Annotated in this window: 1 protein-coding gene; it reads right to left on the reverse strand. The window is 26.8% G+C overall.

The features are described 5' to 3' along the window. Positions 1–179: 179 nt before the first annotated feature. A partial coding sequence (locus ACQPUY_RS17805; RefSeq protein ID WP_430843398.1) for a hypothetical protein occupies positions 180–455 on the reverse strand: 276 nt, incomplete at its 5' end.

Genomic DNA, 455 nt, shown 5'->3' on the forward strand with positions numbered 1-455 from the left:
CCATCAGAAGGTTGTATATTACCCTCTATAATAATATCTGCAATATCCTCATTTTTATAGACTTTATCTAGTATTGTAACCTTACATTCAAAACTTCTTGTAGCTTCTTTTATTGCTGTTTTATATGCTGTACTTGTTGTATAAATAATTCTCCCTCCTTTCTTAGATTTTAGAAGGATCTATTCAAACATATAATCTACTAACATAAGCTCTCCAGGAGTAATATTTATATCTACATTAACTTTTTCTAAGTCTATAAGATGTATATCTACTTCTGTTTCTATTTCTAGAATTTCTTTTAAATCCTTGTTAAAACTATCTATATCTAATATATTAATAGTCCCATCTTCCTTGGTTTTTAAATTACCTTCTTCGTCCTTCTCTCCATACTTATTAATAAGTTTCTCTCTTTCTTTATTATAAGCAGTTAATTCTCTATCTATCTTTGTTATATT

It is taken from the genome of Clostridium nigeriense (assembly GCF_050585245.1).
GTDB lineage: Bacteria > Bacillota > Clostridia > Clostridiales > Clostridiaceae > Clostridium > Clostridium nigeriense_A.